This is a genomic window from Pseudomonas sp. W3I7, assembly GCF_030816095.1.
GTDB lineage: Bacteria > Pseudomonadota > Gammaproteobacteria > Pseudomonadales > Pseudomonadaceae > Aquipseudomonas > Aquipseudomonas salomonii.
The window spans coordinates 889,908-912,592 of sequence record NZ_JAUSXP010000001.1; the positions used below are offsets into that span (position 1 = coordinate 889,908).

General features: G+C 61.2%; 17 protein-coding genes and 3 pseudogenes. 7 read left to right on the forward strand and 13 right to left on the reverse strand.

Going from position 1 to position 22,685, the window contains the following annotated elements; all coding sequences use genetic code 11:
• Positions 1-11: 11 nt before the first annotated feature.
• The 3 genes from QF043_RS04215 to QF043_RS04225 are packed head-to-tail and all read right to left on the reverse strand — an operon-like array spanning position 12 to position 3,635.
• Positions 12-1,109 (reverse strand): DUF1513 domain-containing protein, encoded by a 1,098-nt coding sequence (locus QF043_RS04215; protein ID WP_307421300.1) that lies wholly within the window; start codon positions 1,107-1,109, stop codon positions 12-14.
• Positions 1,110-1,111: 2 nt separating this feature from the next.
• Positions 1,112-2,176 (reverse strand): imelysin family protein, encoded by a 1,065-nt coding sequence (locus QF043_RS04220; RefSeq protein WP_307417603.1) that lies wholly within the window; start codon positions 2,174-2,176, stop codon positions 1,112-1,114.
• A gap of 31 nt (positions 2,177-2,207) precedes the next feature.
• Positions 2,208-3,635 carry a di-heme oxidoredictase family protein gene (locus QF043_RS04225; RefSeq protein ID WP_307417604.1) on the reverse strand — a complete coding sequence of 476 codons (1,428 nt, stop codon included), beginning with the start codon at positions 3,633-3,635 and terminating at the stop codon, positions 2,208-2,210.
• Positions 3,636-3,773: 138 nt separating this feature from the next.
• Here QF043_RS04225 and QF043_RS04230 point away from each other — a divergent pair, with 138 nt between their 5' ends.
• Positions 3,774-4,337 (forward strand): NAD(P)H nitroreductase, encoded by a 564-nt coding sequence (locus QF043_RS04230; RefSeq protein WP_305455354.1) that lies wholly within the window; start codon positions 3,774-3,776, stop codon positions 4,335-4,337.
• Between the two features lie 1,171 nt (positions 4,338-5,508).
• Here QF043_RS04230 and QF043_RS30690 read toward each other — a convergent pair.
• The 8 genes and pseudogenes from QF043_RS30690 to gap all read right to left on the reverse strand — a co-directional run bounded on the left by QF043_RS30690 (position 5,509) and on the right by gap (position 14,602).
• Positions 5,509-6,264 carry a methyl-accepting chemotaxis protein gene (locus tag QF043_RS30690; protein ID WP_371919053.1) on the reverse strand — a complete coding sequence of 252 codons (756 nt, stop codon included), beginning with the start codon at positions 6,262-6,264 and terminating at the stop codon, positions 5,509-5,511.
• A 102-nt stretch (positions 6,265-6,366) separates the two neighbouring features.
• A pseudogene (locus QF043_RS30695) lies at positions 6,367-7,701 on the reverse strand (HAMP domain-containing protein); the annotation flags it as partial.
• An 85-nt stretch (positions 7,702-7,786) separates the two neighbouring features.
• Complete coding sequence (locus tag QF043_RS04240) at positions 7,787-8,188, reverse strand: YbaN family protein (protein WP_017139762.1); 402 nt, start codon at positions 8,186-8,188, stop codon at positions 7,787-7,789.
• A gap of 201 nt (positions 8,189-8,389) precedes the next feature.
• Complete coding sequence (locus QF043_RS04245; protein ID WP_307417606.1) at positions 8,390-8,998, reverse strand: biliverdin-producing heme oxygenase; 609 nt, start codon at positions 8,996-8,998, stop codon at positions 8,390-8,392.
• A 135-nt stretch (positions 8,999-9,133) separates the two neighbouring features.
• Positions 9,134-11,699 (reverse strand): annotated as a pseudogene (locus QF043_RS04250) (TonB-dependent receptor).
• A gap of 115 nt (positions 11,700-11,814) precedes the next feature.
• On the reverse strand, positions 11,815-12,783 hold the full coding sequence (locus tag QF043_RS04255; protein ID WP_307417608.1) for a FecR domain-containing protein: 969 nt from the start codon (positions 12,781-12,783) through the stop codon (positions 11,815-11,817).
• A 74-nt stretch (positions 12,784-12,857) separates the two neighbouring features.
• Positions 12,858-13,376, reverse strand: a complete 519-nt coding sequence (locus tag QF043_RS04260; RefSeq protein WP_056858662.1) for an RNA polymerase sigma factor — start codon at positions 13,374-13,376, stop codon at positions 12,858-12,860.
• Positions 13,377-13,600: 224 nt separating this feature from the next.
• Positions 13,601-14,602, reverse strand: coding sequence for a type I glyceraldehyde-3-phosphate dehydrogenase (gene gap, locus QF043_RS04265; protein WP_065930415.1), 1,002 nt, complete (start codon positions 14,600-14,602; stop codon positions 13,601-13,603).
• Positions 14,603-14,823: 221 nt separating this feature from the next.
• Between gap and edd the strand changes: the two genes are divergently transcribed.
• From edd to QF043_RS04285, 4 genes and pseudogenes are all read left to right on the forward strand, one after another.
• The gene (gene edd / locus QF043_RS04270; RefSeq protein WP_078738903.1) at positions 14,824-16,650 is read left to right on the forward strand and encodes a phosphogluconate dehydratase; all 1,827 of its coding nucleotides are present in this window, start codon (positions 14,824-14,826) and stop codon (positions 16,648-16,650) included.
• Complete coding sequence (locus QF043_RS04275; protein WP_099485537.1) at positions 16,647-17,603, forward strand: glucokinase; 957 nt, start codon at positions 16,647-16,649, stop codon at positions 17,601-17,603. The genes edd and QF043_RS04275 overlap by 4 nt, the downstream gene beginning before the upstream one ends.
• 141 nt (positions 17,604-17,744) lie before the next feature.
• Positions 17,745-18,479 carry a response regulator gene (locus QF043_RS04280; protein ID WP_017139770.1) on the forward strand — a complete coding sequence of 245 codons (735 nt, stop codon included), beginning with the start codon at positions 17,745-17,747 and terminating at the stop codon, positions 18,477-18,479.
• Positions 18,469-19,939: pseudogene (locus QF043_RS04285) on the forward strand (ATP-binding protein). The gene QF043_RS04280 and the pseudogene QF043_RS04285 overlap by 11 nt, the downstream one beginning before the upstream one ends.
• Positions 19,940-19,976: 37 nt before the next feature.
• Here the strand turns inward: QF043_RS04285 and QF043_RS04290 are convergent.
• Positions 19,977-20,906, reverse strand: coding sequence for an AraC family transcriptional regulator (locus QF043_RS04290; RefSeq protein ID WP_056858657.1), 930 nt, complete (start codon positions 20,904-20,906; stop codon positions 19,977-19,979).
• A gap of 328 nt (positions 20,907-21,234) precedes the next feature.
• On the opposite strand from QF043_RS04290, the gene QF043_RS04295 reads away from it, so the two are divergent.
• Positions 21,235-21,576 carry an antibiotic biosynthesis monooxygenase family protein gene (locus QF043_RS04295; protein ID WP_065930419.1) on the forward strand — a complete coding sequence of 114 codons (342 nt, stop codon included), beginning with the start codon at positions 21,235-21,237 and terminating at the stop codon, positions 21,574-21,576.
• Between the two features lie 8 nt (positions 21,577-21,584).
• Positions 21,585-21,866, forward strand: a complete 282-nt coding sequence (locus QF043_RS04300; RefSeq protein WP_307417610.1) for a hypothetical protein — start codon at positions 21,585-21,587, stop codon at positions 21,864-21,866.
• 159 nt (positions 21,867-22,025) lie between these two features.
• Here the strand turns inward: QF043_RS04300 and QF043_RS04305 are convergent, their stop codons facing one another.
• Positions 22,026-22,646 carry a flavin reductase family protein gene (locus QF043_RS04305; protein WP_307417611.1) on the reverse strand — a complete coding sequence of 207 codons (621 nt, stop codon included), beginning with the start codon at positions 22,644-22,646 and terminating at the stop codon, positions 22,026-22,028.
• Positions 22,647-22,685 lie beyond the last annotated feature (39 nt).

Below are 22,685 nucleotides of genomic sequence, written 5' to 3' on the forward strand. Positions count from 1 at the left end.
CATGAGCGCGATCAGATCAGGTGCAGATGGTTATCCCAAAGCCCGGCCGGCAATTGCAGCGGCTTGGCGACCAACTGCGGCTGGCGGCAATCGTAGAAGCGGCAACGGCCCTGGCCTGAGGTGACGACAAAGCCATCCGCCACCGCGCCGACACCGGCGCAGTCGGGCAATGGCCCGTCCAGACGCAGCGCACCGCTGTCCATGTCCCAGATAAAAAACCGGTTACCCCGCGGCGCTGTCAGTGCGACCAGGCGCAGTTCGCTGTGCACGGCGACGCTGGCAGTGTAATGCCCCATGGCTTGCAGTTGCTCATCGGCCACCGGGAACGCCACGAACGGCTGCCCCGGGCGCTTGATCGCGAGCAACTCGGAACGCTCCTGGGACGGCCCCATGAACTGCTGCCCGGTGAGGATCGTGCCATCGCTGGCAATCCCCATATGCCGCACGCTGTTCATCTGTTGGCCCAGGGTTTCCTTGCTGATCAGGCTACCGTCGCGGTGCATCAACACCAGGCTCGGTTCCATGGCGTTGAGGTTCATCTCCACACGGCTTTCGGCTTCGGTGCGAATGCCGCCGTTGGCCACCACCAGGGTTTCGCCGTCGGGCATCCATGACACCTGGTGGGGGCCGATGCCATGGGTGGAGAGTTCGCCGCTGTGCACCAGGCGCTCGCCCTCGAACTTGTACACACCGAGCAGGCCACGGCCGGGGTCGGAGGTGTCGTTCTCGGTGGCGTACAGCCAGTCGCCGCTTTTGTGGATCACCGCGTGGCCATAGAAATGACGATTGGCGTTGGACGTGACGGTTTGCAGCAGCGTGCCAGTACGCAAGTCGATCAGGTAACTCTCGGTGCCCGGGCGACGGGCGACGAACAGCGCAATCGGCAGTGTCGGGTGGTTGATGATGTCATGGCAGCGCTGGCCGACCTGAGTGGCAAACACTTGCGTGCCGTCCAGGCGAAAACCCACGGCGTAGTGCTTGCCGTCCGCGTCATCGCGGGCCGACAGCAGCAGCGGTGCCTGCTTCTTTTGTTTGAACAGCGTCCAGCCACCCAACGTCAGTGCGCTGAGCAGCACACTGCCAACCGCCAAAGCCTGTCGCCTGAGCATCATCAGTCACCGTCGTTAGCGTTAAAGCCCAGTTGGATGCCCAGCGCCTTGGCCAAATCACCTTCGTGCAAGCGGTGGACCACGTTGAGGCTGTCGTAAATGTCGTTAAGTTGCTGGCGCCCGGCATCGTCGGCCAACAATTCGTTGAGCGTGCGCTGGTTGCTGGCGAACAGCTTGAGCGAGGCGGCGTAAGCAGCGTCGATCTTGTCGGCCAATGGTTTCTGCTCGGACGGCAACAGGCCGCGCAGGCCTTTGTTGTCGACACCCACCCACACGGTCTGCGCCGCCGCCAGGCTGGCTTGCAGGCTTTGCAGGGACGACTGGCTGCGCCAGGCATCGGCCTGGAACGGCTGCGCAATGCCCTTGGTCTGGCGGCCCATCGGCGTGCCGAGTTTTTTCTTCAAGGTATCCAGTGCGGTGACCTGCACACGCAGCAGATCAGCGATGGCCTCGTGGGAATCGGCGTAGCGCTGGTTCGGGAACTTGGTCATCTGCGCGAGCATGCCGTCGGTGCTGTTCCAGCTGGCCAGGATCTCTTCGGCCAGGGTTTTCTGGCGTTCGCCAATGGCCACCAGCAGTGGGCAGTAACGGGCTTTCTGGGCGTCGTCGGCGACGTCGGGCTTGGCGTCGTAGAGGATGTATTCGTAGGCCGAGAGGCCTTGCACCACCACGCTGGACTTGGCCAGGGCGGCGGCGTCGATCTGCGGCTGGGCGCTGACCAGTTGCTCGACCTGGCGGCCCACCAGGTTTTTCTTGTCCGGCCAGAACTGCACTTGCCACGAACGGTTGCCCTCGGCCAGCGGGCCGATCAGCAGCGGTTGCAACTCAGCCCAGGCTTTTTGCGCGTGCAGGAAGTCGGCGCGGGCCGTCTCCAGGCTTTCCTTGCCCTGGCAGTAGGCGAGGGCGCTGACGGCCAGCTGGCGGTCGGCTTCAACCCAGCGGCTGTAGGTGGGCAGGATCACTTGCTTGGCGATGGCCGCCGAGGTCACCGCTTGCGGGTCCTGGGGCGAGCAGGCGCCGAGGGCGAGGGCGGCAAGGCTGGTGAACAGCAACTTGGGACGGAACATGTCGAGCTCCCTTCTGTCAGTGTGGCAATGCTTATAAGGAATTCAGGAACGCCAGCAACGCAGCACGCTGCTCGGCATTAAAGGACAACACATGCTGCTGCGCCGCTTGTGCTTCACCGCCATGCCAGAGCACGGCTTCGAGCAGGTTACGGGCGCGGCCATCATGCAAAAACTGGGTGTGACCACTTACGGCCTGCGTCAGGCCAATGCCCCACAACGGCGGCGTACGCCAGTCGCGGCCGCCGGCCTTGAACTCGCTGCGGTGGTCGGCCAGGCCTTCGCCCATGTCGTGCAACAGCAGGTCGCTGTAAGGGCGGATCACCTGGTTGGCCAATTCCGGTTCGGCGGCCGTGGCCGCCGTGGTGAACGTCGGCTTATGGCAACCCTGGCAACCGGCCTGGTAGAACAGGTTTTTACCGGCGAGCACCTGCGGCGTGTTGACGCCACGGCGTGCCGGCACGGCGAGGTTGCGGGTGTAGAACAGCACCAGGCGCAGGATGTTATCGCTGACTTCCGGCTCGCCCTCGGGGCCATTGCCATTGGGCGCCTGTTTGCAGGCGACTTGGGCGTCGGTGCAGTCATCAAAGGGTCTCAGGGACGTGGTGAGGCCCATATCACCAGAAAACGCGTGAACATTTTGTTGATTGAGGTTGGGTTGCCCGGCTTTCCAGCCAAAACGCCCGATTACGGTTTGGTGCTGCGCGTCATCCCAGACCCAATTGGCGCGACCGACGAGGGCTTCCTTGTCGGCGGTTTTCGCGTCGGTGTTGCGCAGAATGTCGGCGTCGCTGATGGCTTCGAGCAGGCCCAGGCCGATCATCGGTGGCGCAATCCGCGCCGAAAAAAGTGTTTCGGGGTGCATCGGGCCGTAGCCCAACTGGGTGATTTGCAGGTTTGGCTTGCGCAGCTCGACCACGCTGCCGTCCTTGAAGGTCACGTTAACGGGCGTGTAGTCGACCCGCACTTTGCCTTCAGGCGCTACGCCCGGTACGGCCATGTCCTGAAGTTGCCCACCGTAGACGGGCTCGGGCACCACGCCGATCTGCTCGATGAGCCTGGCATCGACAGGCGTAGGCGGGATCGACAGGCGCACCAGCATCGACACCGCATTCGGCGCGTCGGGCAGCGGCGGATGGCCACGGCCGTCCTTGATATGGCAGTTCTGGCAAGCATTGGTGTTGAACAGCGGGCCCAGGCCATCACGCGCGGTGGTGGTGGACGGCGCAATCACCCAGGGGCTGCGAAAGAAGCTGTTGCCGACGCTGAAATCCAGGCGACGGGTGGGTGCCAGGTTGGCCGAAGGCAGGGAAAACGCGTTCTGATCGCGCTTGTTCACCGTCGTCGCGCCGCCCGCGCGTGATTCACCCGGCTCGGCCTTGGTAAACCTGGGGGCGTCATCGCAGGCAGTCAGGCTCAAGGCCATCAATGCTGCGCACAGACGAAGAGGCGAACGGAACATCGAGTTTCCTGCGGCGATGGCGAAAAATAGGGTCGCAAAGTCTAACAGGGCAGGGCGGATTGAATAAGAGCAATTATCGTTTGGTGGTATCTGATTAATACCCGCTAGAATGTCCGCACATTTTTCTGGAGGTGGCCAATGCAGGCTCTCGACGCTTTGCTCAACCGTGTTTCCGTGCCGCGTTTGCTCGAACCGGCGCCGACCCAGGAGCAGCGCGACGTGCTGTTCGCCGCTGCCATGCGCGCCCCCGACCACGGCCAACTGCGCCCGTGGCGCTTCCTCACCGTAGAAGGGGCCGCCCGTGAGCAGATGGGTACGCTGCTGGCCGAGGCCGCACGCCTGCAGGACGCCGACGCGCCGCAAGCCGCTATCGACAAGGCTCAGAATGGGCCGCTGCGTGCGCCGTTGGTGGTGGTGGTGATTGCGCGTCTGCAAGAGCACTTTAAAGTGCCTAAATCCGAGCAACTGCTGGCGGCTGCTTGTGCGGCCCACGGTATTTTGCTGGCGGCGTATGCGCAGGGGATTGGGGCGGTGTGGCGCACGGGTGAGTTGTCCTACTCGGCCCATGTGGCTAAAGGCTTGGGGCTGACGGCGGATGAGGAGGTGATTGGCTTCCTCTATTTGGGTACGCCGCAGAACCCTCCGCGTACGGCGGGTAAGGAAGATGTGGCGGCGTTTGTTCAGGCTTGGACTGGCCTCTGAACTGGCGCGGGTGTGCTCTTTGTGGTTTGCCTAGCGGTTAGTCGGTTGGTGTACATATCCGTTGCTGCGGTAACGGCCGCCTATGGTTCCGCTCTTACAGCGGGTCACTTTTGGCAAACGCCCCAAAAGTAACCAAAAGGTCTTCGCCCCACCACTCGGTGCCTCGCCTAGGCTCGGCATGCCCGCACTCCGGCTTGAATCCGTGGGCCGCCGCGATGGGCCATCCTTGGCCCAGCGCGGCTAACCCGGCGTCCTGCCGGGTTACCCACGGATTCAAGCCTGCGTTCGGCCATCGTGGTTAACGGGGCGCCTCAGATCAAAAGCAAGATCAAAAGCAGAGCACGGCGGCCTGAAAGCCGACCTGAGTGGTTGAATCAAAAGCCAGATCAAGTGCAAAGCGACAGCCTATCTACCTGATGCAACACAGTCTAAATGTGGGAGCGGGCTTGCTCGCGAATGCGGTATGTCTGTTATAGATGAATTGACTGACCCACCGCATTCGCGAGCAAGCCCGCTCCCACAGTTGACCGTATGCAGTTTTGAGCATGAGGTCGACTGTGGATTTGCATGCACTGAAGAGCTGCTTTTCTGTGGGAGCTGGCTTGCCTGCGATGCAGACACCTCGGTACATCAGGCACACCGAGTTGATGCCATCGCAGCGGTGCGACGATTCGACAAGCCAGCTCCCACATTAGACCGCGTACAGTCTTGACGATGAGGTCTGCTTTGCTCCGGCCCTTACATCCTATTCGATGACGAAGTCAGCGGTCTTTTGATCTGCGCTTTTGATCTTGATCTGAAATCGCCCCGTCAAACACGATGGCCGGAATCTGACAGTGATTTGGGGGGTAAACCGGCAGGGATGCCGGTTTAGCCGCGCTGGGCCAAGGATGGCCCATCGCGGCGGCCCCCCAAATCACTGTCGGATTGCGGGCATGCCGAGCCACAGCGAGGCACCGAGTGTTGGGGCGAGGACCTTTTGGTTACTTTTGACTGGGCCGGCATTCCGGTCCTTGCAAAAGTGACCCGCTGTAAGAGCGGAACCAATAGCGGACGTTACCGCAGCAACGGATATGTACACGACCTGACATCCCGCACATCAGCCACAGATGCATCGGCTGACCCACCGCTATCGCAGGCAAGCCAGCTCCCACAGGGATCGCACGGTTTTCTAAACCTTGAACTGATCCATCAACTTCATCTGCTGGGTCGCCAGCGCATTCAGTTGGCTGCTGATGGCCGCCGACTCGGTGGCCTGGCCGGTGAGGGTTTCAGTCACGGTGCGGATCGCCGAGACGTTGCGGTTGACCTCTTCGGCCACGGCACTCTGTTGTTCGGCAGCGCTGGCGATCTGCAGGTTCATGTCGCTGATCACCGTCACCGCATCGCTGATCTTGCCCAGCGCCTGTACGGCTTGATGGATCTGCCCGGCATTGCTCTGGGCCTGTTGCTGGCTGGAATGCATGGTCGCCACCACACCACGGGTGCCGCTCTGGATGCGCTCGATCACCAGGCGAATTTCTTCTACCGAGTCCTGGGTGCGCTTGGCCAGGTTGCGCACCTCGTCGGCCACCACCGCAAACCCGCGCCCGCTTTCTCCGGCGCGTGCGGCTTCGATGGCAGCGTTCAGGGCCAGCAGGTTGGTTTGCTCGGCAATGCTGCGGATCACTTCGAGCACCGAGCCGATCTGTTCGCTGTTGACCGCCAGCGCTTCCACTTCGGTCACGGCCTTGCTGACCTCTTCGGCCAAAGTGGTGATGTCGCGGGTGCTCTGTTCAATGATCGACATGCCGTCACGCGCTGACTGGTCTGCGCCACGGGCGGCGCTGGCAGCGTTGGAGGCGCTGTTGGCCACATCATGGGCGGTGGCGCTCATTTCATTGGAGGCAGTGGCCACCTGGTCGATCTCGCGGAACTGCACCTGCATGCCTTCGCTGGTCTGGCGGGCAATGGCTGAGGACTGGTCCGCCGTGCCACGCGCTTCGGTGATGTTCTGCTTGATCTGCGCAATGGTCGGTTGCAGCTTGTCGAGGAAGCGGTTGAACCAGTTTGCCAACTCGCCCAGTTCGTCCTTCTTGGCGTAGGTCAGGCGCTGGGTGAGGTCGCCTTCGCCGCTGGCGATGTTCTTGAGCATGGCTGCAACGGTGTTGATCGGGCGGGTCACGCCGGTGGCGGTCAGCCAGATCAACAGCAGGCCGAGCAAGGCAGCAGCGGCGCCGACCAGCAAGGCTTTGAGCGTGCCCGAGGCCTGGGCTTTGTCGAGCACGTCTTGCAGTTTCAAGGTGTCGGCCAGCATCACGTTTTTGGGCAGTTTGATCACAACGCCCCAGGCCTTGGCGTCGGCAATCGGCTTGACCGGGTACACGGCGCGGATCGTGTCATCTTGCTCGCGGATCGTGCGGGTATCGTTGGCCAGCAGTTGCACGATTTCCTTGCCTTCCCCGCCGATGGTGTCGATCAGGTTCTTGCCGACATTGTCCGGCTGGCCGCTGTACGCCGCAATCAAGCCGGTGCTGGACAGAATCTCCAGGTGCGCCGCGCCGTCGAACAGTTCTTTTTGCGCCGCGTCCGTCATCGCCTGCAGCGTATTGAGCGCCAGGTCGATACCGACCACACCAATGACTTTACCGTCGACGATCAGCGGCAGCGAAATAGTGGTCATCAGCACCTGCTTGCCGGCCACTTCATCGGAATACGGGTCGAGCAGGCACACCGTGCGCGTGTCTCGTGGGCAGGTGTACCAGATGTTGTAGGGCGTGCCGCTGAGGTTGAGGGTGGTTTTGGTCAGGTCAGCCTCGACCATCACGGTGTTCAGTCCTTCGCCGCCGGCGCGGCTCCAGTAGCTGGAGAAACGGCCTTTTTCATTGGAAACGCGGGTTTTGTCGTTGACGAAGTCGCTGTCTTTGCCATCCAGGCCATTGGGTTCGAATGACAGCCAGATGCCCAGTACCTTGCCGTTGCGCTCAAAAGCGGTTTTGACACTCTGGTTGAGCTCTTCTCGCAATGCGCCGGGTTCCAGCGCTCGTTTGTTGGCGAGGGCACGCAGGTCTTTGACGTGATCGGCCAGCGCGGTGACCACCACAAGGTTTTCGCCAAAGGTTTTCTGTAACTGCACCGCTTGTTCGGCGGCCTTGGCTTGCAGCAGGTGTTGAACGCTTTGGGTGAGCATTCGCGAGCTTGAATCGCTGATCAAATGGTCATTCTGATCGGTCTCGTACAGGTTGATACTGATGATCAGCGCTATCACCCCCAGCAGACAAAGGCCCGACAGCAGCACGATTTTCAAGCGGATGGAGAGGGTGTCAAACATAGGTTCACTCGCGATTGGACTCGTTGAAATGCAAGCAGGGCGAGCCAAGTCCATTCGGCGCTATGTCCGAAACATCGGCGTAAATGGATGTTTCATGAGGGAAAGGCGATGAGCGGTAGGCAAAAGACTACACGCCGCGTTATACGGGGGCTGCAAGCCGTTCGGGGCGTGACCAGATCCACAGGTTGCCCAGGCTCATTCCGGCAATCGCCAGGTAGATCGGCCAGCCGTGATCGAGCATCACCAGCATCAGCACGGCGCACAGCAGCATGCTCACGGTGGCGCTGACTTTGGCCCGGCGCGCGATGATCTTGCCATTGCGCCAGTTGAACAGAATCGGCCCAAACAGCCGGTGGTTTTCCAGCCAGGCACTCAAGCGCGGCGAACTTTTAGTCGCAGCCCAGGCGGCCAGCAGGATGAATTCAGTGGTGGGCAAACCCGGTATGACAATCGCCACCAACCCAATGCCCAGGCTGACGTAGGCCAGCAGGCCGAAGAGCAGCTGGGCGATTTTTGAGGTGGATTGGGTTTTGCCGGTCATGGTTGTTTTGCGAAGTCGAGGAAGATTCAGCCTGGAATAAAATTTAAATATGGGAGCGGGCTTGCTGTGGCGAGGGAGCTTGCTCCCGTTCGACAGCGTAGCTGGAGTCGGCTTTTTGGGGGCGCTTCGCACCCCAGCGCAAGCAAGCTTGCTCGCCACAACAAGCGCGCTCCCACATTTGATTGCATTTCAATTCAAGTGTTACGCCAGTTCAGGGCTGCTAGCGTACGCCTGTTCCAGCAGCACGGTGAAGCGCACAAACGCGTCAATGGCACCTTTTTCCGCCGCGGCTTCTTCTTCGGCGCTGAACGCCAGGCCGTCGAGGGTGCGGGTGAAGCGCTTCCAGCCTTCTGCGCGGCCACCAGCCGGCTCGCCCAGGTGACGGGCACCGAAGGTTTCGCTCAGGCCCAGGCCCACGGCGCGCTTGATCAGGAATGCAGCGCCCAGCTTGGAGCCTTCGGACACGAACAGCCAGCCCAGGGCTTCGGCTTTGCTCGGGTTTTTTACGGCGCCGGCAACCGGTGCCGGTACCTCGGTTTCCAGGTCGGCCAGGTCGAGTTTGGCGGCGTCGGCACGGCAGCGCTCAGCCAGGTCCGGGACGATCTTGATCAACTCGGGGTCGTTGTACAGCGCCACCAGCTCCGACTGGAACAGGTACTGCGCCACCACAAAACGGGCAAAGTTGGCGGGGGTTTCAAATGGCGCGTGGGCTTTGACCAGCGCGTCGAGCTTGGTGTGTGGCGCGTGGGTGATCTGGTTCAGGCGCTGGGAGCGCAGGCTTGGGCGTTCTGCGGTAGGAGAAGCGGTCATCGAAAAAATCCTTGAGAAGGGGAGCGCCTGGGTGCTCTAAAGAGAGCTGTTATCAACTAGACGAACAAGAAGACGCGGCACAGTAAAAAAACCTCACCTCGCCGCTGATATAGGGCGGCGAGGTGAGAGCGGCGGTCAGATGTCCCAGATCAGGTTGATCGCGAAGTTGCGACCCGGCTGGGTCAGGCGGTCGAGGTTGGCGGGCGCGGTCACGCCGGCTTCGCCGACGCCGTCGTAGCTGCGCACGTCATCCCAGTTCCAGTACTTCTTGTCGGTGAGGTTGTAGATACCGCCGTTGATGGTCACGTCGTTGGTGACTTTGTAGAAGCCGGTCAGGTCGACGATGCCAAAACCTGGGGTCTTGAACGGAGCGCTGGTGCTGCCATCCGGTGCGTGGAAGGTGGTGCTGTCGACACGGTTCTGTTTCTTTACCAGCGTCCAGCTGACCAGCGCGCCGTATTGCTCCTGCTCGTAGCCCAGGCCGAACACGCCTTTAAGCGGGTTGACGCTGTTGAGCGGCTCGCCGTTGTCGTCGTTACGACCGTAGGTGTAGCCCACCGAGCCTTGGGTGTAGAGGCCTTGCGGTGCACCGAATTGCGTTGAGGTTCAGGCGGCCTTTGGCCTCAATCCCCTTGATGGTGGCGTGCTTGATGTTGTTGGCTTCGAAGGTTTGGATATCGCCGCCGGCGACCGAGGCGTCTTCGTCGATAAAGTCGCGGTACTTGTTATAGAACACCGCGATGTCGAAGGAGCCCTCGTCGAACTGGCCGCGAATCCCGGTCTCGATGCCCTTGCTGGTTTCCGGCTTGAGGTTCGGGTTTGGCTCGACGGTGTAGCCCAGGTTGAGGTTTTCAAAGCGGCCATAGAGCGCCTTGGCCGACGGGGTGCGGAAACCCTCGGCGTATTGGCCGAACCAGGTGTATTGATCGGTCAGCGCATAGGTCAGGCCGAATTTTGGCGTTACGCGGTGCCAGGTTTTTTCTTTGTCGCTGACCGGGTAGGCGCCGGTCGGGTTGACGGTGTTGAGGAACTCCTGGGTCAGCTTGGGCTTGAGCCGGGTGTAGTCGTAACGCACAGCGGGCAGGAAGGTCCATTTGTCCCAGGTGATCTGATCTTGGGCGAACAGCGAGTAGGTGTTAATGGTCGGGTCCGGGAAGTCGCTGGACTTTTTTACGCTGTCGCCGGCAGACGGGCTGGGCGCGCCGATGGCCGTGCAGCCTGAGCCGACGGCGAGGCAGTAGGCCGAGCCTTCGCGTGAACCACTGACTTTCTGCTGCTTGAGGGTGGTGCCGTAGGTGACCTGGTGATCGGTTTCACCGAGGCTGAACGCCTTGTCCAGCTGAGCGTCGAAGACCCACTGCTTTTCTTCGTACAGGGTGTCACGGGTGCGCATGACGCGACGGCCCGACTGGTAGATTTCGGCGGTGCTCTGGTCGGTCTTGGCGATCTGGTAATTGAGGCTGGTCTTGATACGGTCAGCAATCGGCGAGTCGAGGCCGAAGGTGTTTTCCAGGCCGAAGCGCTCGCGGGTGATGGTGTCGTTACCCGAGCGGGCGCGGTACAGGTTCATTCCGCGACCGCCGATGAACGGTCCGCCCACTGCGTTCTTCAAGTCGACGTCGCGATCATCCTTGAACTTCTCGTAGGTCAGGCCAAGACGGTTGTCATCGCCATAATTCCAGCCCATTTTGGCCAGGATATTGGTGGTGCGCGCATCTTCCGGGTTGGCGCCGGTGCGGGCCAGGCCGGTGGCGTTGTTGCCGTCGTAGGACTCCATTTCATGGCCATTGCGCTGGCTCAGGTGCAGCAAACCGTCGAAGTCCTGCACGCGGCCGGCGACGGTGCCGGAGGTCAGCCAGCTGTCGTCGGCGGAGCTGTAGCCGGTTTTGAGGCGGGCGCCGACGTCCTGGCCGGGCTTGATGATGTCGTCCGGGTCGAGGGTGAAGTAGCTCACTGCGCCGCCGATGGCGCTGCTGCCGTACAGGGCTGACGCCGGGCCGCGCAGGATCTCCACGCGCTTGACGATTTCCGGGTCGACGTAGTTGCGACGGGTCTTGGCGTACGGGCCGTTGAAGAAGTTGTCCGGTACTTCCACACCGTCTACCTGGGTGAGGATGCGGTCGCCGTCGATGCCACGGATGTTGTAGCCGGCGTTGCTGGCGCGGGTGCCTGCGCCGCCCACCGACACGTTGGGCTCGTAACGCACCAGCTCACGGATGGTGTTCACGTTCTGGCGGTCCAGCTCCTCACGCGCATGCACGGTGACGGTGCTCGGCACGCTGTTGACGTCCTGCTCACTGCGGGTGGCGCTGATGGTCACCTGTTGCAGGTTGAGCGTGCTGCCGGCCGGGCGCTTTTCCAGCACGATGTTGTTATTGCCCAGTTTGCGGTAGCTCAGGTTGGTGCCCAGCAACAGCCGGTCCAGGGCCTTTTCCGGCGAGAGTGCGCCGCGTACGCCGGGGGACGACACACCCTGGCCGAGTTCTGCCGGCAGGCCGACTTGCCAGCCGGTCACGCTGGTAAAGGCATTCAACGCCGACACCAATGGCTGCTGTTCGATGCTGAAGCTGTAGTTGCCGTGGCTGCGCGCGGCAGGTTCGGCGGCAGTAGCGGCCATCACCGGCGCGCTGGCCAGCAGGATGGCGGCGGTTAGCAGCGACAGGACGGGCGAAGAGGACCGGCGGTTGAAACGAGAGGACATCGAGAGCGCTCCGGAGATACGAATCTTATAGTTGCGAGCTGATCAAATAGGAATCAGTTGCATTGGCTATAACGAGACGAACCACCGGTGACTATCGAGTAAAAATAATTCTCATTTAGTTCAAGATGACCAGCGCCGGGTATTCCGAGAGCTTGGCCGAGGTGATGTGCGCCAGCGAGCGCACCACATCGAGCGGTTGATCGAGGCGGTAATTGCCGGTGACGGCCACGCTTGCGAGCTTGTCGTTGGTGTTGACGATCCAGCCGGGGTAGTAGCGGCGCAACTCGGCGAGCACTTCGCTCATCGGGCAGTTTTCGAATACCAGGCGGCCCTGGACCCACGCCAAGTCTTTACCGGCATCCAGTTTGGCCGGTTGGCCGAAGCCTTTGGGGCCGATGCGGATACTCTCACCGGCGCTCAGACGCACGCGGGCATCGTCAAAGGTATTGCTCAAGTCCACGTCGCCGCGCTGCACCTGCACCTGGGCTTCGCCATTGAGGTAGCGCACGGCGAAGTCGGTGTCGCGCACGCTGGCGCGCACGGGGCCGGCGTCAATCTCCAGCGGCAGGCCACGGCTGGGCGCCACCTCAAAAAAAGCTTCGCCCTGAAACAGTCGGGCGACGCGCTGGTGGTCCTTGATGCTGCTGGAAAACGCCGAGTTGGTGTTGAGCAGCACTTTGGAGCCGTCATCCAATTGCAGGCGCTGGCGTTCACCGACGACGGTGAGGTGGTCGGCCTGCAGGCGCACGGGCAAGTTGCTGAAGCTGAACAGACCGATCAGCAGCACAGCGGCGGTGGCCAGGGGTTTCCAATGCGGCTTGAAACGCCGCCACGCGCTGGGTTTGCGCGGCACTGCCAGGGCCACGGCGGCGCTGTGAACCGGCGCGCCGCCCCAGGCGGCCTGGGCCTTGCTGAAGGCGAGCAGGTGCGCCGGGTCGCTGGCCAGCCAGGCATCGAACTCGGCTTGCTGCCCGGGTTGCGGGCATTGCAAGGCGATCAGCCAGTCGAGAGCTTGGTCCATGGCCGCGTCTTGCAACACCTCATGAGCCAGCTCATGGGGGCGCAGTTTATTCGGGTCCGTCACGGTGTTCCTCGGGTCTTCGCCACGTTCTATTCATCTTTCCTACAGCCTGGTTCGACACCTCTGTCGGGTGAAGCTTAAGGCTGATCCAGCCGTTCGGCCACTCCTACACAGATGGCCATGATCAATTTCAGTTCCTTTTGCACCGTGCTCAAGGACACTTGCAACTGATCGGCAATCTCTTGGTAGCTGCAACCGTGCAGGCGGCTGAGGATGAAAATCTGCTGCTGGCGCGCGCTCAACTGGCCGAGGCTGACGCTCAGGTGTTCGAGCAATTGCTCGGCCTGGGTGGCGTCTTCGGGCGTGCTGATCGGCGCGGCGACGCTCTGCAGCACATCCAGCGGCACATCTTCTTGCAGTGTGCGGGCCTGGATGCGGCGCGAGCGCAGATGGTCCAGCGCCAGGTTGCGCGCGGTTTGATAGACGAAGGGTTCGAGGTGATCGATCGGCCGCTCGCTGAGCGCCCGCGTAACGCGCAGGTAAGTTTCCTGCAACAGGTCCTCGGCGGTGCTGTGGTTATTCACCATCCGCTGCAGAGTGCGTAGCAGAATCACCCGTTGGGTGAGAAAGACTTGGTTGAAGCGAGATTGGCTCACAGTGATACCAGACCGGTTTGCAGTTAATGATAATGCTTATCATCAACTCAAATGGCAAGTGGCACTTTGAGATGCTGCGTCGACTCATGTGGTATCTGGCTTGGTGGGAGCTGGCTTGCCTGCGATAGCATCACCGCGGTCTGTATGACAGACCAGGGTGCCTGCATCGCAGGCAAGCCAGCTCCCACACAAGCCAGTCCTCACAATGAAACAACCTGGTCGGTTTACTCGGCGTTGCAGAGCGCCAGGCAGTTATCCAGCATACGGTTGGAGAAGCCCCACTCGTTGTCATACCACGCCAGTACCTTCAGCAACTTGCCACTGACCTTGGTGTGATTGGCATCGAAAATCGACGACAGCGGGTTATGGTTGAAGTCGCTCGAAACCAGCGGCAGGGTGTTATAGCCGAGGATTTTCGAGTGCTGGCTGGCTTCTTTCAGCAGTGCGTTGACTTGCTCGGCCGTGGCTTCTTTCTTCAGCGTCACGGTGAGGTCCACCAACGACACGTTGATCACCGGCACCCGTACGGCCATGCCGGTCAGCTTACCCGCCAGTTCCGGCAATACCAGGCCGACCGCTTCGGCGGCACCGGTCTTGCTCGGGATCATGTTCTGGGTGGCCGAGCGCGCGCGGTACGGGTCGGTGTGGTACACGTCGGTGAGGTTCTGGTCATTGGTGTAGGCGTGAATGGTGGTCATCAGGCCGCTTTCGATGCCCAGCTCGCGATGCAGCACCTGAGCCACAGGCGCCAGGCAGTTGGTGGTGCACGACGCGTTGGAGATGATCTGGTGCGACTGACGCAAAATGTCATGGTTTACCCCGTAAACCACGGTGGCATCCGCGCCTTTGGCCGGGGCCGAGATGATCACCTTGCGCGCGCCGGCGGTAATATGGGCGGCAGCCTTGTCGCGGTCGGTGAACAGACCGGTGCATTCGAACACCACGTCGATCTTGTGCGCAGCCCACGGCAAGTCAGCCGGGTTGCGGATGGCACTGACGGCAATCCGGTCACCATTGACGGTCAGGCTTTCCTGATCGTGGGCGACCTCTGCTTCGAAAGTGCCGTGTACGGTGTCGTATTTGAGCAGGTGGGCATTGATCGAGCTGTCGCCCAGATCATTGATGGCGACGATCTGCAAATCCTGGCGGTAGCCTTGGGTATACAGTGCGCGCAGGACATTACGGCCGATACGGCCAAAACCATTGATTGCGATACGAAGAGTCATTGGAAAGTGCCTGTCGTCGATTTGTTGTAAGAATTACAAGATTATTCGCATAAAAATAGAAAACAAGCCTTTTTAGTGGCAATATTTTGTTCAATCTACAACGAGTGACCTGAATCAACTGGTCCGATGATTCAAACGACACCCTGCCATCCCATGCGCTGCGGGCGTTTGATCAGCATAGACACTCAGGTCGCCACATCCGTTAGCCTGGAGTTCTACACATGCATCCCCGCGTTATTGAGGTCACCGAACGGCTTATCGCCCGCAGTCGTGCAACCCGCGAGGCTTACCTTGCGCTCATTCGCGGCGCGGCCAGCGACGGCCCGATGCGCGGTAAGCTGCAATGCGCCAACTTTGCCCACGGCGTGGCCGGCTGCGGCACTGAAGATAAAAATAGTCTGCGCATGATGAATGCCGCCAACGTGGCAATTGTTTCGTCATATAACGACATGCTCTCGGCGCACCAGCCGTACGAACATTTCCCTGAACAAATCAAGAAAGCCCTGCGCGAAGTCGGCTCGGTCGGCCAGTTCGCCGGTGGCACGCCCGCCATGTGCGACGGCGTGACCCAAGGCGAGCCCGGCATGGAGCTGAGCCTGCTGAGCCGCGAAGTGATTGCCATGTCGACGGCGGTAGCGCTGTCCCACAACATGTTCGATGCCGCGCTGATGCTGGGCATCTGCGACAAGATCGTCCCTGGCCTGATGATGGGCGCGCTGCGCTACGGCCATCTGCCGATGATCTTCGTACCGGGCGGCCCTATGCCGTCGGGCATCTCCAACAAGCAGAAAGCCGACGTGCGCCAGCGTTACGCCGAAGGCAAGGCCACCCGCGAAGAGCTGCTGGAATCGGAGATGAAGTCCTACCACAGCCCCGGCACCTGCACCTTCTACGGCACCGCCAACACCAACCAGTTGCTGATGGAAGTGATGGGCCTGCACCTGCCGGGCGCTTCGTTCGTCAACCCGTACACGCCGCTGCGTGACGCGCTGACCCGCGAAGCCGCGCACCAGGTCACGCGCCTGACCAAGGCCAGCGGCGACTTCACGCCGATCGGCGAGATCGTCGACGAAAAATCCATCGTCAACTCCATCGTCGCCCTCAATGCGACCGGTGGTTCCACCAACCACACCCTGCACATGCCGGCCATCGCCATGTCGGCGGGCATCATCCTCACCTGGCAGGACATGGCCGACCTCTCCGAGGTGGTGCCGACCCTGTCCCACGTGTATCCAAACGGCAAGGCCGACATCAACCACTTCCAGGCAGCGGGCGGCATGTCGTTCCTGATCCGCGAACTGCTTGAAGCCGGCTTGCTCCACGAAGACGTCAACACCGTAGCCGGCAAGGGCCTGAGCCGTTACACCCAGGAGCCGTTCCTGGTCGACGGCGAGCTGATCTGGCGCGACGGCCCGATCGAAAGCCTCGACGAAACCATCCTGCGTCCCGTAGCCCGTGCGTTCTCGCCTGAAGGCGGCTTGCGCGTGATGGAAGGCAACCTCGGCCGTGGCGTGATGAAGGTTTCGGCCGTGGCGCCGGAGCATCAGATCGTCGAAGCACCGGCCGTGGTGTTCCAGGATCAGCAAGACTTGGCCGACGCGTTCAAGGCCGGCCAACTGGAAAAAGACTTCGTTGCGGTGATGCGCTTCCAGGGGCCGCGCTCCAACGGTATGCCGGAATTGCACAAGATGACGCCGTTCCTCGGCGTGTTGCAGGACCGTGGCTTCAAAGTTGCGTTGGTAACAGACGGGCGTATGTCCGGCGCCTCGGGTAAGATCCCCGCCGCGATTCACGTCAACCCCGAAGCCCAGAGCGGCGGGCCGCTGGCGCGGGTCAAAGATGGCGATATCATTCGCGTCGATGGCGTGAAGGGCACCTTGGAGCTTAAGGTGGACGCCGAAGAATTTGCAGCGCGCACGCCTGCCACGGGCCTGTTGGGCAACAACGTGGGGGCCGGTCGCGAGCTGTTTGCATTTATGCGCTTGGCCGCAAGCTCCGCAGAGCAGGGCGCCAGCGCCTTTACCTCTGCCTTGGAGACGCTTAAGTGAAGCTTGCGCTGGTCGGTGACATTGGTGGTACCAACGCCCGTTTTGCGTTGTGGCGGGATCAGGAGCTGCATTCGATCCGCGTGCATGCCACTGCGGACCACCACAGCCCTGAGGAAGCCATCAAGGTTTACCTCAAGGAAGAAGGCCTGGAAATCGGGGACATCGGCGCGGTGTGCCTGTCGGTCGCCGGGCCGGTGAGTGGCGATGAATTCAAGTTCACCAACAATCACTGGCGGCTGAGTAAAACTGCGTTTTGCAAAACCCTGCAGGTTGATGAACTGCTGCTGGTCAATGACTTCACGGCCATGGCCCTGGGCATGACGCGGCTCAAACCCGATGAGTTTCGCGTGGTGTGCCAAGGCACGCCGGAGCCCTTGCGCCCAGCCGTGGTGATCGGCCCGGGCACTGGCCTGGGTGTGGGCACCTTGCTGGACTTGGGCGAAGGCCGTTATGCAGCGCTGCCGGGGGAGGGCGGCCATGTCGACCTGCCGCTGAGCAGCCCGCGCGAAACCCAGTTGTGGCAGCACATTCACAGCGAGATCGGGCATGTGAGCGCCGAGACCGCGCTGAGCGGCGGCGGCCTGCCTCGTGTGTACCGCGCCATTTGCGCGGTCGACGGGCACACGCCGGTGCTGGACACGCCCGAAGCCATCACGGCAGCGGGCCTGGCCGGCGACCCGGTGGCCATGGAAGTGTTGAACCAGTTCAGCATCTGGCTGGGCCGTGTGGCCGGTAACAATGTGCTGACCACCGGTGGGCGTGGTGGTGTGTACATCGTGGGCGGGGTGATTCCGAGGTTTGCCGACTTCTTTATCAACAGCGGTTTTGCCAAGAGTTTCAGCGACAAAGGCTGCATGAGCGATTACTTCAAAGGCATTCCGGTGTGGTTGGTGACGGCGCCGTATTCCGGGTTGACCGGGGCCGGTGTGGCACTTGAGCAGGCTTTTGCTTAGGGGCTGATGGCCTCATCGCAGGCAAGCCAGCTCCCACACTTTGATCTGTGAATACATTAAAGGTGGGAGCTGGCTTGCCTGCGATAGGGCCTCAGGGGCAACAAATGACGTAAGCTTGGCCATAACAACAAGGAGGACCCCGTGAGCGTAATCAGTAAATCGATTCTCCTCGTCGACGACGACCAGGAAATCCGCGAATTGCTGCAGACCTACCTCAGTCGCGCCGGCTTCCAGGTGCGTGGCGTGCCGGATGGCGCGGGGTTCCGCCAGGCGATGAACGAGGCGCCATGCGACCTGGTTATCCTTGATGTAATGTTGCCGGACGAAGACGGTTTCAGCCTTTGCCGCTGGATTCGCCAGCACCCGCGCCAGGCGCAGGTGCCGATCATCATGCTGACCGCCAGTTCCGACGAAGCCGACCGCGTGATCGGCCTGGAGCTGGGCGCCGACGATTACATCGGCAAACCTTTCAGCCCCCGCGAGTTGCAAGCGCGGATCAAAGCCCTGTTGCGCCGCGCCCAGTTTGGCCAGGAACGCACGGGCGGCGGCGATGTGCTGGTGTTCGATGAATGGCGCCTGGACATGATCAGCCATCGCCTGTTTCACGTGGACGGCGAAGAGGTGATCCTCTCGGGCGCCGACTTTGCCCTGCTCAAGCTGTTTCTCGATCACCCACAACAGATTCTTGACCGCGACACCATCGGCAACGCTACCCGTGGCCGCGACCTGATGCCGTTGGACCGTATCGTCGACATGGCCGTCAGCCGCCTGCGCCAACGCCTGCGCGATACCGAAAAACCTCCAAGGCTGATCCGCACGGTGCGCGGCAGCGGTTATCAACTGGCAGCCAGCGTGGTTGCCGGCAATGCCCACTGAGCCACTGACCGAGCGCCGCCGGCGCTTTCCGGTGCCGCGTTCGCTGCTTGGGCGCATGTTGCTGCTGACCTTGCTCGTGGTGCTGTTCGCCCAGGCGCTGTCCAGCGTGATCTGGGTTTCGCAGTTGCGCGCCACCCAGCTCGAAGGCCTGGTGACCAGCGCGCGCAGCCTGGCGCATTCGATGACGGCCAGTGTGAGTTACTTCCGCTCGCTGCCGGTGGCCTATCGCCCGTTGGTGCTCGACCAGCTGCGCAGCATGGGTGGCACGCGCTTTGTGGTGACCCTCAACGACCGCCCTTTGGACATGCAAATTCTGCCGCAGACCCCGCGCAAGCAGGCGGTGCTGCAAGCCGTGGATGAAGTGCTGCGCCAAACCCTGGGCAGCGACGTGCTTATCTCGGTGGAATTCGTCAGCGCCGAGGACCTGCGTATTTTCAACGCGGGCCTCAAGCTTGATGAGCTGCCGCGTTCCTGGGCGCATTACGCCCTGACCCTGGAGCCGGTGAACCCGCCGGTGCTGGTCACACAGATCCAGCTGGCACCCGGCGAATGGTTGTACATCGCCTCGCTGCTGCCCGAGCCCTACACCAGTTTGGAAGAGCAGGGCCTGCCGTCGCAGCAAGTGTGGTTTATCGTGCTGACCAGCGGTTTCCTGCTGCTGTTTATCGGCTTGCTGGTGCATTGGCAAAGTCGGCCGCTCAAGCGCCTGGCCCGGGCAGCGCGGGACATGTCCCTGGGCGCCGATGTGGAGCCGGTGGCCGAAGGCGGTGGCAGTGAAGTGGTGGAAGTGGGCCGTGCGTTCAATGCCATGCGTGAACGCATCAGCCGCTACCTCACCGAGCGCAGCCAACTGTTCAGCGCGATTTCCCACGATTTGCGCACGCCGATTACGCGCCTGCGCCTGCGCGTGGAGTTGCTGGAAGACGAAAACCTGCAAGCCAAATTCGGCCGCGACCTGGATGAGTTGGAGTTGCTGGTCAAGGGCGCGTTGCAGTGCGTCAAAGACACTGACATCCACGAAAACATCGAGCCGGTCGACCTCAATCACGTGCTCGATTGCCTGGTGGAACCGTACCTGGCGCCGAACGGCAATGGTCGCATCACCCAGCACGGGCCGGGCGCTGAGCCCTTATCCGGGCAAACCGCTGGCGCTCAAGCGCTGCATCGGCAACCTGATCGACAATGCCTTGAAGTACGGGCAGAACGCGCATTTGCATATCGAGGACGATGGCGTGGAGTTCATCCTGCATGTGGATGACGAAGGCCCCGGCGTGCCGGAGCAGCGTTTGGAGCAAGTGTTTGAGCCGCACTTCCGACTGGCGGGGCAGCAGCAGGGTTATGGCTTGGGCCTGGGCATCGCGCGCAACATTGCCCACAGCCATGGCGGTGAAGTGAGTTTGCAGAATTTGCGCGAAGGGGGGTTGCGGGTGACCCTCCAGTTGCCCCGAACCCTGGACTAATGTGGGAGCTGGCTCCCACATTTTGATCCCGGTTGAGTCAGATACTTTGGCGCAGCCGGGCCAGATCCCGCAGCGGCGGCGCCCCGAACAACCGGCTGTATTCCCGGCTGAACTGCGACGGGCTCTCATACCCCACCCGATACCCCGCCGCCGACGCCTCCAGCCCTTCGGCAATCATCAATCGCCGTGCTTCCTGCAGCCGCAGTTGCTTCTGGTATTGCAGCGGGCTCATCGCCGTAATCGCCTTGAAACGATGGTGCAAGGTCGAAACACTGAGGTTCACTTCCTTGGCCAGGTCATCAATGCGCAGCGGTTGTTCGTAGTTGCCGTTCAACCACTTGATCGCCTGGCTCACGCGATGGCTCTGACTGTTGGCCACGGCGATTTCATACAGCCGGTAACCCTGTGGGCCACGTAGCAAGCGATAAAGGATCTCGCGATTAATAAGAGGCGCGAGCATGGCGATGTCTTTCGGTGTATCCAGCAGGCGCGCCAGGCGCAGTACGGCGTCGAGCAGTTGGTTGTCGATGCGGTCAACGTACATGCCACGCGATGTCGGCCGCGAGGGCACGCCCATCGGGCCCGCCTCGGCGATCAATGCGGTGAGCTGGGCCGGGTCGATATTGATGCGTACCGACAGGTTGGGGTCTTGCGGTGTGGCGTCGATGATGCGCCCGGCGACCGGCATCGCCACCGAAAACACCAGATAATTGAGCGGGTCGTAGGCAAAGATTTCGTCGGCCAGGCGCACTTCCTTGCTGCCACTGGCCAGGATGCACAAGGCGGGTTCCACCAGCACCGGCATGAAATCGCGGGGCGTGTTGTGGCGGTTCAGATACAGCGAGGTAATTGCCGTGCCGTAGGAGCCATCTTCCCAGGTGTGACGGTGAACAATGCTGGCCAGTTCGGCGCGTTGTTTTTCCATCTCGGCATCGAGGGGCATTGGCTTGGTTTCGGGCGACGACATGGGGCGTCCTCTACTGACTGCTTTGATGGGCCCAGCTTAGCGGCGGCTTTGCAAAAGGTGTTACTTCGATTCTGCACAATCCTTGCCTGATCCTGCGATAGAGCGTGAATCAGGCAAGTGCAGGGCCTGTCATCCGCTTGAAACATTGAGTATGCGGTTGGAATAAGTCCCAGGGGCCAGACGTCTTATCTACGCTTCTCGCAGGATTGTGCAATAAGCCTGCAGGAATCGACTAACTGCGCCCACCTTCGCGCCGCTATCTTTGATCCTGTGGCAACACGCCCTCACAGTGCTTGCCGAGCATCACTTCTCAACGGGAGAGTCGAACATGTCCACCCCCATTCCCGCGAGCCATATGGCCTTTATCCGTGCCCGTACCGGGTGCAGCACCGAACTCGGTGCACGCTTGAGCAGTTTGATCGAACCGGGCCGTCAGGCTCAGGGTTGCCTGCAATTCTCGTTGCAGCATTCCCAGGTCGATCCCGATGTATGGCTGGTCTCGGGCTTCTGGAGCAGCGAGCAGGCGATGAGCGCCTACTTCAGTTCCCCTGCCTTGATGATCTTTACCGAGCTGTTGAACGACATGGTAGTGCGCAGCATGGACTTCCAGACCTTCACCGATGCATCCGCCGCCCATGCCTACGGTGAGTACCTGCAACTGGCCGGTTAGCGGTTAGAATGGCCGACTTTCCATTGGCCGGGACCTGCAACATGGCACGTAAACAATTTGCCCATCACGAAGCCGTTTCTGCATTAGTGCGTGAAGAAGAGGGTGGCTACAGCGCCGCCGTCGCCGTCAAGGCACTCGATGGCATGGGCGCCCCGCAGTTTCACAAGATCCTGGGTGAACAGAAGTTCAAGACCGCCTCCGACGCCGACGATGCAGCGACGCTGCAACTTGAATATCTGGTTGATGTGGACGAGGACGGTCAGCTGACTTGGGCACCCGCCGCAAACTGAAGCTGAACACTTTATATCGCTCAACAAAGATCAAATGTGGGAGCCGGGCTTGCCCGCGATAGCGGTTTGCCAGCCAACTCATCAGGTGGCTGACAAACCGCTATCGCGGGCAAGCCCGGCTCCCACAGGGTTCTGTTGTGTTTGTTGAGCAGTATCGGGTCAGCGCGGGCGATACATCTTGAACAACGCCTCCGGACCCAACTGGAAATAATCCGCCGGGCCACCGCCGCGCAAAATCGGCTGAGCGGCCGCCGTGTCGTAAACACCATCCTTGAGCAGCCACTTGGCAATGTGCACGGCAACCACCTCACCGAGCACCAACCAGCTTGGCACCAACGCCTTGTCAGCACGCTGCAATTGAATAATCTGCGTCACCTTGCATTCAAACGACACCGGGCTTTCGCCCACCCGTGGCACCCCGACGATTTTCGAGGCCACCGGCGTCAGGCCGGATAACTCGAATTCATTCACGTCCGGCGAAACGGCCGCGCAACTCTGGTTCATCTGCTCGGCCAGCGAGCGGGTTGCCAGGTTCCACACGAACTCACCGGTCTGTTCGATGTTGTTGAGGCTGTCTTTGCGCCCGACACTGGAAAACCCAATGATCGGCGGAATGTAGTTGAACGCATTGAAAAAACTGTAGGGCGCCAGGTTCAGGCGTCCAGCGGCATCGTGTGACGAAATCCAGCCAATCGGCCGTGGCCCGACAATGGCATTGAACGGGTCATGGGGCAGGCCGTGGCCGTTGGCGGGTTCGTAGAAATGGATATCGTCGGACATGGCCTGTTCCATACTCGGTTCTGGGGCACGCATCATAAC

Coding starts and splice junctions, on each gene's coding strand:
- edd (WP_078738903.1), top strand. CDS start 14,824: ATGCATCCCCGCGTTATTGAGGTCACCGAACGGCTTATCGCCCGCAGT.
- QF043_RS04245 (WP_307417606.1), bottom strand. CDS start 8,998: ATGACCGCTTCTCCTACCGCAGAACGCCCAAGCCTGCGCTCCCAGCGC.
- QF043_RS04300 (WP_307417610.1), top strand. CDS start 21,585: ATGGCCGACTTTCCATTGGCCGGGACCTGCAACATGGCACGTAAACAA.
- QF043_RS04230 (WP_305455354.1), top strand. CDS start 3,774: ATGCAGGCTCTCGACGCTTTGCTCAACCGTGTTTCCGTGCCGCGTTTG.
- QF043_RS04225 (WP_307417604.1), bottom strand. CDS start 3,635: ATGTTCCGTTCGCCTCTTCGTCTGTGCGCAGCATTGATGGCCTTGAGC.
- QF043_RS04215 (WP_307421300.1), bottom strand. CDS start 1,109: ATGCTCAGGCGACAGGCTTTGGCGGTTGGCAGTGTGCTGCTCAGCGCA.
- QF043_RS04240 (WP_017139762.1), bottom strand. CDS start 8,188: ATGACCGGCAAAACCCAATCCACCTCAAAAATCGCCCAGCTGCTCTTC.
- QF043_RS04290 (WP_056858657.1), bottom strand. CDS start 20,906: ATGTCGTCGCCCGAAACCAAGCCAATGCCCCTCGATGCCGAGATGGAA.
- QF043_RS04220 (WP_307417603.1), bottom strand. CDS start 2,176: ATGTTCCGTCCCAAGTTGCTGTTCACCAGCCTTGCCGCCCTCGCCCTC.
- QF043_RS30690 (WP_371919053.1), bottom strand. CDS start 6,264: ATGCAGGTGCAGTTCCGCGAGATCGACCAGGTGGCCACTGCCTCCAAT.
- QF043_RS04305 (WP_307417611.1), bottom strand. CDS start 22,646: ATGTCCGACGATATCCATTTCTACGAACCCGCCAACGGCCACGGCCTG.
- gap (WP_065930415.1), bottom strand. CDS start 14,602: ATGACTCTTCGTATCGCAATCAATGGTTTTGGCCGTATCGGCCGTAAT.
- QF043_RS04295 (WP_065930419.1), top strand. CDS start 21,235: ATGTCCACCCCCATTCCCGCGAGCCATATGGCCTTTATCCGTGCCCGT.